The sequence below is a fragment of the Ruegeria sp. YKSF131 genome (genome assembly GCF_059612645.1).
This window is the reverse complement of sequence record NZ_JBXWQZ010000101.1, coordinates 1-8216: the sequence shown is the minus strand read 5'-3', so window position 1 is coordinate 8216 and position 8216 is coordinate 1. Positions and strand designations below refer to the sequence as shown.

9 protein-coding genes and 4 pseudogenes are annotated in these 8216 nt (G+C 51.9%); 7 read left to right on the top strand and 6 right to left on the bottom strand.

The window, feature by feature from the left end:
* Positions 1-70 precede the first annotated feature (70 nt).
* Positions 71-445, bottom strand: coding sequence for a hypothetical protein (locus tag AC2FLZ_RS21230; RefSeq protein WP_496882739.1), 375 nt, complete (start codon positions 443-445; stop codon positions 71-73).
* A 250-nt stretch (positions 446-695) separates the two neighbouring features.
* Positions 696-1397, bottom strand: a pseudogene (locus AC2FLZ_RS21225) (IS6 family transposase).
* Between the two features lie 27 nt (positions 1398-1424).
* Between AC2FLZ_RS21225 and AC2FLZ_RS21220 the strand changes: the two are divergent.
* The 4 genes and pseudogenes from AC2FLZ_RS21220 to AC2FLZ_RS21205 form a co-directional block, all read left to right on the top strand.
* Positions 1425-1601 (top strand): annotated as a pseudogene (locus AC2FLZ_RS21220) (IS21 family transposase); the annotation flags it as partial.
* 404 nt (positions 1602-2005) lie between these two features.
* Positions 2006-2794, top strand: coding sequence for a hypothetical protein (locus AC2FLZ_RS21215; protein WP_480521003.1), 789 nt, complete (start codon positions 2006-2008; stop codon positions 2792-2794).
* A 183-nt stretch (positions 2795-2977) separates the two neighbouring features.
* On the top strand, positions 2978-3667 hold the full coding sequence (locus tag AC2FLZ_RS21210; RefSeq protein ID WP_480473582.1) for a hypothetical protein: 690 nt from the start codon (positions 2978-2980) through the stop codon (positions 3665-3667).
* 73 nt (positions 3668-3740) lie between these two features.
* A complete protein-coding gene (locus AC2FLZ_RS21205) occupies positions 3741-3989 on the top strand; it encodes a ParB N-terminal domain-containing protein (protein ID WP_480473583.1) in 249 nt (82 codons plus the stop codon).
* On the opposite strand, the gene AC2FLZ_RS21200 is transcribed toward AC2FLZ_RS21205, so the two are convergent.
* From AC2FLZ_RS21200 to AC2FLZ_RS21190, 3 genes are all read right to left on the bottom strand, one after another.
* Positions 3981-4979 carry a fatty acid desaturase gene (locus AC2FLZ_RS21200; protein WP_496882738.1) on the bottom strand — a complete coding sequence of 333 codons (999 nt, stop codon included), beginning with the start codon at positions 4977-4979 and terminating at the stop codon, positions 3981-3983. The genes AC2FLZ_RS21205 and AC2FLZ_RS21200 overlap by 9 nt on opposite strands.
* A gap of 87 nt (positions 4980-5066) precedes the next feature.
* The gene (locus AC2FLZ_RS21195; RefSeq protein ID WP_480473585.1) at positions 5067-5273 is read right to left on the bottom strand and encodes a cold-shock protein; all 207 of its coding nucleotides are present in this window, start codon (positions 5271-5273) and stop codon (positions 5067-5069) included.
* A 504-nt stretch (positions 5274-5777) separates the two neighbouring features.
* Complete coding sequence (locus tag AC2FLZ_RS21190) at positions 5778-6167, bottom strand: MerR family transcriptional regulator (protein ID WP_496809070.1); 390 nt, start codon at positions 6165-6167, stop codon at positions 5778-5780.
* Positions 6168-6265: 98 nt separating this feature from the next.
* Here AC2FLZ_RS21190 and AC2FLZ_RS21185 point away from each other — a divergent pair, with 98 nt between their 5' ends.
* The 3 genes and pseudogenes from AC2FLZ_RS21185 to AC2FLZ_RS21175 all read left to right on the top strand — a co-directional run.
* Entirely contained in the window at positions 6266-6589 is a 324-nt protein-coding gene (locus AC2FLZ_RS21185) for a hypothetical protein (protein WP_480520997.1), read from the top strand.
* Positions 6590-6593: 4 nt separating this feature from the next.
* On the top strand, positions 6594-6812 hold the full coding sequence (locus tag AC2FLZ_RS21180) for a GDCCVxC domain-containing (seleno)protein (RefSeq protein WP_480520996.1): 219 nt from the start codon (positions 6594-6596) through the stop codon (positions 6810-6812).
* Positions 6813-7128: 316 nt separating this feature from the next.
* Positions 7129-7233 (top strand): annotated as a pseudogene (locus AC2FLZ_RS21175) (IS5/IS1182 family transposase); the annotation flags it as partial.
* Between the two features lie 324 nt (positions 7234-7557).
* Here the strand turns inward: AC2FLZ_RS21175 and AC2FLZ_RS21170 are convergent.
* A pseudogene (locus AC2FLZ_RS21170) lies at positions 7558-8094 on the bottom strand (inositol monophosphatase family protein); the annotation flags it as partial.
* Positions 8095-8216: the final 122 nt, after the last annotated feature.

The following is an 8216-nucleotide window of genomic DNA, read 5'->3' as shown; positions in this document are numbered from 1 at the left end:
CCGCTTGGTTCCGGGTTTCTTTCTCATCTCCACTCCTTGGCGGTTACGATGAGCCAGAAACCCTCTCTTATCAAATCGACCTAAACTGTCCCATTGGCGCTGACGTCAGACGGTCATTGGTTGCACTACTCGCAGCGTAAGCTGAGCCGGTCGTTACGTAGGCCAAGGTGTCTCCAAAAGAGTAGCCACCCCGAATTTTGATGCGGCTCAAGCTGTCCAAGTCGCCAATACCTGCGGAAACATTGGAGTAGCTAGAGTCAACTGAAAGACCAGCTACCCAACTACCGTCAATTCCCCAATCGCGACCCACATGAAGTCCAACCAAGTCGCCATGGCCGTCCAAGTCCTCTGCAAGGTTCCCATAGCCAAAACGGGCTCCGACGTAGCTGCCATTCCAGTCTGCTGCGAAAGCAGGAACAGAGGTGAACGCCATCACTGTGGTCATTGCGATCGCCGCGGGTTTTATTACCATTCTTCCAGACATTGTCTTACCTCGGTGAGTTGTTCGTTTGAGATCCGACGGTATGAGATTTGTTAACCGTCCTCTGGTTAACTGTGGAAGATTGAGAACATTCTGGAGGTTCGAAACTGTAAGTTACAGTTACCGAACTGAACCTTCCCATCTGAATAAAACTGACCTGCCCGGTGTTGTTACGTTAGCTCGCGATCAAGCAAAGAATACTGTTTAATAAAATTCAGGCTGCTTGAGTGGCGGCATTCCAGGCGTCAATTGCTTCGAGGCGGTGATATCGAATTGTTCAGGCGGAGCGGCGGCGAGCGGGGACGCTGGAGCGGTTGCGGATTGCGGAGTGTGTCGCCATGTACCTTTGCAACCCTGCTGGAGAGCGACGGCCTTGCATTGTCCTTTCTCGCTTTCGGAATGGGAGATGGCTGTTTTCGGCGCGGTTATTGAGGCCCTTGTGCGACCAATGCTCCAGACCCGGCGCTACCTCTCGCTTGGCGGCACCATACGAGCGCAGCACGTCCGTGATGATCCGCTTGGGAGTGAAACCAAGACGCTTCATCAGGCGGCGTAACAGCCGTTTTGCAGCCCATTTGTCCCGTTTCGGTTGGAGTATTTCGTCCAGCACGACGCCATGCTGATCAACCGCGCGCCAAAGCCAATACTCGCGACAATAGAGTCTCACAACAACTTCATCGAGATGCCAGACATCGCCAGGACGGTTCAGTCTCTGCCGCAGGTTTCGAGTTACCGCCGGCCCGAACTTGAAGAACCAACGCAGGACGGTTTCGTAAGAAGCATCGATCCCCCGCTGCAGCATCAACTCTTCAGTTTCCCACAGGCTCAGATTGAAGCGAACGTACAGCCACACCGCTTGCGCGATGATCTGAGGTGGAAATCGGTGGCGCCTGTAGCTGACCGATGACGAAATCATCGATGTCACCTACGTCTAAATCGTATCATAGTCACCCTCGAGCGCAATCGCTACAGCGGCCCGGCCAGCCTCATAAACTGCTGTATCTGCCGGCATGTTTACACGGAACGGTTGGTCGTTTTGGCGGAAGGCCAGACCGTTTGTGCCCACGATCGCATCATCGATCTGTCACACCACAAATCCGGCAGCGTGATCTATGACTGGTGACATCACTTCGCTGTGATCCAACGCAAGCCCGGCGCCCGGCGCAATATCTAGCCTCAACAATCTCGCCGAATAACTTGGCAATGCCGTTTCAAAAACTATCTGCCCTAGTGGAGTTAGCGTTGCGACGAGGGAAACTTCCTTGACTCTATGCTGGCTAAGGACCACTAAAGTGCATTGGTGAAAATTACTCGTCGTCGCGATGCTGCCGGCTTCGATGATCCAATGGCCTTCAGACTAATTGTAGCATGTGCCCAGCACAGGAACGGGTTTCGCTGGGGTCTTCGCTATGAGCTCGTTCCTCGCAAGCATTCGCAACTGTCACCTGACATGCACCAGTCACCGCGTGACCCATGAAAGAAGGCGCCGTATGAACAGCACATGGCTCATTAATTGCGTGCTTGATGGCCGATAGATCAGGTCTCAGGCTCCGCTTCAATCAGTCATTCATCGTGTTTACGCGCTGCATTCTTTGTTTGATCCCAGCACTTTTGGTGTCGCTCTCAGGAACAAAGCTTCCTGCCCAAGTCGCAGGCAATGCCGATGGATCAGTTTGTGACGAAGGTTTCGAAAACAAGAATGGATCGTGCCAAAGAACAGACTTACCAGAAAACGCATATTTGACAGGTAGCTCCTATGGCAGTGGCTGGGAATGCAATCACGGTTTTCAGAATGTCGGAGATCTCTGTGAGGAAATAAGAGTTCCTGAAAATGCCTATCTTGCATCAACCGGAGATCAGTGGGAGTGCAATCGGCTGTTCCAGCGTGTCGAAGAAAAATGCGAAGAACTGATCGCACCTCAAAATGGATACGTCGAAACCAGGTTTGGCGCACAGGAAATACACTGCAACTGGGGATTTCGTAAGGAGAACCAGGATTGTGTTGCAATAGAAGTCCCAAAAAACGGTCGTCTGAGCGATAAAAAAAGCTCGGATGGTTGGGTATGCCTCAGAGGTTACAACGCAGCGGAGAGCGGCTGTGAGCCTGTGGCTGTTCCACAGCATGCGTATCTTGAACCAGATTCCTACTCTGGATGGAAATGCGAACGTGGTTTTCGCGCAAACCGGGACAGGTGCGATGCGATCCTTGTTCCTTCAAACGCTCATTTGAATCGAAGAGGTGATGGTTGGGAATGCAATCGGCCGTTCACACGACAGAACGATAAGTGCGCCGAAAAAATTCCGCGAAAATAGGTTCGTGGAAATCAATATCGCCTGACAAATCCGGAAGGACCAAGCCGTGAACCATAACTCGATTGACGAAAATCTTGGCAAAAGGATCAAAGCCGAAAAGGCGCGTCGCCGGTCCCACGGGATTAAGATATCTATAGCGTTAGCAGTGTTTGTTGCAGCGGTAATTGTAGTGGTGTTTCTCTGATGCGTAAAAATGCCCCTCAAGTGACCCTTTCTGACTCAAAGATGTCAGTGCGTGGTCTGGAACAAAGAGCATTTCAGGACCGCAGTGTTCGCAAGACGCGGAACGCTGACGTATCAGAAGTGATCGAAGTAGAATTTGGAAAGTACTTGATTAAGGCTGGCATTCTGAGCGGTAACAGCGTTGCGCGCGCATTCCCCAAGCCACCAGCGAAAACGCAAGGTTTGATTGCTGATGCAGTTGGCGAAACACCGTCATTGGCCATTGAAGCCTTAAAAGAAATTCTCGAAGAGCGAGACAGGAAACGCAGCGCTCGACGTCGTTTGGAGGCGAACTCCGGCAACTTCATTCCCAGTGAAGGAGAATATGTCGAAGCATTGCGCCAGATCAGGCTCTCCACTGCGCAGGTCACCATGCTCAAAGCACTTACAATCGCAGGCAAGGAAGGACTGAGCATTGGTCAGTTAACTAAGGCAGCTGGTTACAAATCGCGCGAGGCGTCCGTCAAGGTCTTCAAGAAAATCGGGCTATTGATTGCAGAATATCTGGAACTCGAGCTTCCCGAAGCCGGATCGGCACAGAATGATGGCGCCGCTCAGGTATTGGCATTTTCTCACGTCAAAAGTGACGATGAACCAGCGACTTGGATCATGCATCAGGAGCTGCGCGATGCTGTTCGTTCGGTTCTATGACGCACGTTCCAGCGCCTGCCTTTGAAGCGAACTTCGAACCGGAATAAACGCAAGAAAGGCGCACACGTAGCTTATGTTGGAGAAAAAACCATATCCGCTCGACCTGATCTATGTACCTGTGAAACGGGCCAAAACACTTGATCAACAAAAGGTTCTGACGCTGGCAGAAGATATCCTGAAGAATGGCCAGAAGACGCCGATCCAGATACGTGCGGACAACAAGCGGTTCGTGCTGATTGAAGGCCTTCACCGACTAGAGGCCATTCGCGCCCTAGGCGGTGATACGGTTGAAGCCTATTTGGTCCGTGCCAGACTACACTAAACTCTTTTTGAGATTGGCGTTCGACAAAGCCTCGGAAAATGCCAGCAGGCGCTGACCTTCTTCATCCCAAAGATGCAATCGTGCACAGTGAAAGCTCTCGAACAAAGTAATACGCTGGCAATTTTCCAACTCGGAATGGTCGCGCAAAACTTCGTCAAGCCGGTAAAAAGGTATGCGGCTGGCAAGGTGGTGAACATGGTGCACACCAATATTGGCAGAGAACCACCGCAGGATACCTGGCAGGGCATAGTGAGAACTTCCATAGAATGCTGCGTTCTGAAGATTCCACCCTTCTTCCCGCTCCCAGGTCGTGTGTTCAAACTGGTGTTGAATGTAGAAAAGCCAAATACCAATCGACGCGGCGACGATCATGGTTGGCAGGAATACATAAACCAGTACATCCATGCCTCCGGTCCAAAAAATCAGAGCCAGGACCACCGCAATCGCGGCGTTTGTTCCCATTGCACTTGCCCAATACAGCCAGCCTGACCGCATGAAACCAAAGGGCAAGCGATTTTGAAGAAAGAACGTGTAGACCGGTACGATACAGAACAGGAAGAAGGGGTTCCGTATTAACCTGTAAGCGGCACGACCGGCCCACTTTCGCTTCAGGTATTCCTCTACAGTCAACGTAGGGATATCGCCCATCCCGCGCCGATCAAGGTTGCCGGTTGAGGCGTGGTGGATCGCATGGCTTTGCCGCCAGACGTCATAGGGTGTGAGGGCGAGAACACCCAGGACCCGACCGGTCCAATTGCAAACGGTGCGGTTTCTAAAGAAAGATCCGTGACCACAATCATGCATGATGATGAAGAGACGCACCAGAAATGCGGCGTTCAGGATGGCCAGTAGAACCGCGACCCAGACACTAAAAGATAACGCAAACCACGCTGCGCCCCATAGCGCGAAAAAGGGAATGACGGTGATTGCCAGCTCAAAAACGCTACGCTTCGTATCAGGCACACGGTATTGCGCGAGCGCCCGGGTCAATTCCTGCTGTTGCAACTGACTTGTTCTCCAACGCCTCTGAGGAACCCCCTGAGCATTCGGGCACCCCAGAAGGGTGCCCGTAGCAGGCTATGCGAGTGCCAGGTTGGCAGCGCTGTCGCGACCATCACGGCCAGCTTCGACGTCGAAGGTAACCTTCTGGCCGTCCTTCAATTCGCTGATGCCGGAACGTTCAAGTGCTGAAATATGCACGAACACGTCGCGCTTGCCACCTTCAGGTTCGATAAAGCCAAAACCTTTGGTCGAGTTGAACCATTTTACTGTGCCATTTGCCATGGTCGAAGTCTCCTAATACTTGCCGCCCGCATTATTGCGGCGACTCGGCGTGGTCGGTCTGAATCGAAAGACTGAACGCCGAATTTGGGAGACAGCAGGTCGAAAAAGAAAAACGTGAGCCTTGCGTATATGGGCTTAGCGTACACACGATACAAGTCTTGATACAATGGAAAGCGACAGAAGATCTGCGTCTGCCTAGCCCAAGTTTGGACAAAGATAAGCAGGACCATTGCTCTGTGGTTCGGAAATCAGAAGTCGGCTTCTGTGATAAAACCTGCCCAGTGCGTATGCAGCAAATTGATTGCTCAGATACGGCAGGTAGGGCTGACTGTCCGAATTCACCGCGCGCTACAAGAACACTGCGGCGAGGCACAAATGTCATTGATTGGTGGAAACATTGCTAAACCAACGAGTTGACCTCTCTAACGAACGGCAGATTTTGCGCGGCCCGAATCTTGGGTCATGCTGCGTTGGCATAGGGCGACTGCGAGCCTCAAAGTGCAATTAGTAGGTCCGTATCTGCGCAAGCATCGGGCAAGAAACGTTCCCGATTTTACAGTTGGCCGTAAGTTCATTCAGGGCGGCCTCCAATCGCTTAAGTTCGTTTATCTTCATACGCACATTGGAGATATGAAGCTCGGCCAGTTCCTTAACGGATTGGCAATCCTCGCTATCACCTTCGGACAGGTTGAGAAGCACCTTTGCATCGGCAAGCGAAAAACCCAAGTCTCGGCACTTCCGTAGAAAACGAAGCCGTCCAACATCGTGCGCGGCGTACATGCGTCGATTATTCGATGCTCTTTCTGGTTTAGGCACGATCCCTTCGCGTTCGTAATAGCGGATAGTTTCAATTCCGACTCCGCTTTGCCGGGATGCTTCCCCAATCGCAAACATGTGAGATTTCCTGCCTTGATCCTGTAGTGGCTACAGAAGTTATACGAGAAGTTGCTGTCTCCACAACTCCGCACGTCATGGTTCATGAGGGAAACGGAATGCAGAAATACCTTAGCCTCAGCTACTTGGGATCTCTATCAGCACTTGGCGTCGCGACTTGCTGCGTTTTGCCCATGATAGTGATGTTAATGGGGCTGGGCGGCAGTTGGTTGGCAATCTTTGGAAAGCTTGCCGCAGCGAGTTACTATGTGCTGACGATTTCAACGGCGCTCGTCGCGATATCGTGGCTGGTATCTTATCAGCGCGGTTCCTTGCCGACGTTGAAATGGCGGCTTGCAGGAACGACTCTGATCACCGGCGTGGCTTGGGTCGTTGTGTTTAACGAGGCACGGATTAACGATTACCTGATCATGAAGATGTGAGACTATGACAAAACAAACTGTAGTCCTGGAAAGCACCCTGACTTGCCCGAACTGCGGCCACAGCGAAACCGAGGAAATGCCAACGGATGCTTGCCAGTGGTTCTATGAATGCAAATCGTGCAAAACAGTTTTGAAGCCATTGGAAGGCGACTGTTGTGTTTACTGTTCATATGCCACGGTCCCGTGTCCACCAATTCAGCTAGGCGATAGCTGTTGCAGATGAAGCGAAGGATGGCTTTGTTGAGCGAACTGTGTGTTGCAGCCGCGAGCATCGCGGCGATTTGCATGAATGACAGGTTTTCCGCTGCTTGGCCGCACAAGATATTCGGCAGTTGCAGCGTTGTTCCAGCTGCAAGCGCATGCACCAATAAAATCCAGGGTACAGGTTGGGTTCGAAACGCTATTTCGCCGAATCGCGTACGAACGGTTGGTTAAAGCCGTGAAGCTGACATTCCCGGTCTTCTCTACTTCCGAAAGGCTTTGTTGCACAATTGGCGTGAGGGATTCCCTGTTTGAATCCAGTGGGGTAGCTATGAGGTATGAGCAGTTGGTCCGCTACGACGTACAAGACCATGAACTGGCCTTCGTACAACACGGCGCTTAGGCAGCGTGGTTCGCTATCGATCTGGTTTGATCCTGAGATGGAATTGTAAAAGTCCGTCCAGGGAAAGGGGATGCGCGCTCAAACCCTGATCTGTGCAACAAAGCCATCCTTGGGGATGCAACCCCAACTCAAAGGATTACATTGCCTCACCCCCTTTGCAGGAGAGTTTCTTCGATAGCTTCTGAAGCGGAAGACGACCTTACAGGTAATTGTTTCAACGGCATTGCCAAGTTATTTGTGTGTGAATGAGAGGGGTGAGGCTTGGGCTTGTCACGTGGTCATTTCGGCCGCATAGCCAAAAGTTTGCGACAAAGCCGTTTGAAACTTATGATAGGTATAGATAGCAAGCGGCTCCGAAATCATCTTACCCGTGGATGGCTGCTTTTGTCAGGTCGTGAAGTTTAGAATTGCTGGCCAAGACAGCCCCCCCTCTTTCAATGAATTCGGAATATGGGGGGAAATCGACCTTGCCACCTGCCTCCTCCACAATGAGCATTCCGGCAATGGCGTCCCAAGGATTGAGATGTGCTTCAAAAAACGCATCGGCCCGTCCAGCGGCAACGGTAAGCAAGCTATAAGCGGCAGATCCGTTTCGACGATATTCCATGCCATGGTCGATCAGTCTCTGGACTTGATCGAGATAGTCGTCGGCGCCGTGGCGCGCGGATCGTCCCAATAGAACCAGCGCATCACTCGCAAGCTCGCAACTTGAAACGCCTGTTTCGCAAGAGTTCAGGCTTGCACCCTTACCGGCACACGCTGAACCAAACATCGCGACATCCGGAGCGAAGACAGCCCCAAATTTGATTTCTCCGTCCCGGCAATACCCGATCGAGACTGCCCAGTCAGGTAACCCGTGCATATAGTTGGTTGTGCCGTCGATTGGATCTATGGCCCAAACGGAAGAACCACTTGTCCGTCGTCAGGGATTTTGGGACAGATGGCGGCGTGAGCTAAGAGAGGGTCTGGCTCATCTGGTTCATGTGATTATGCGGCGGATTTGCGGTGAAGCAAGCGTCGCGT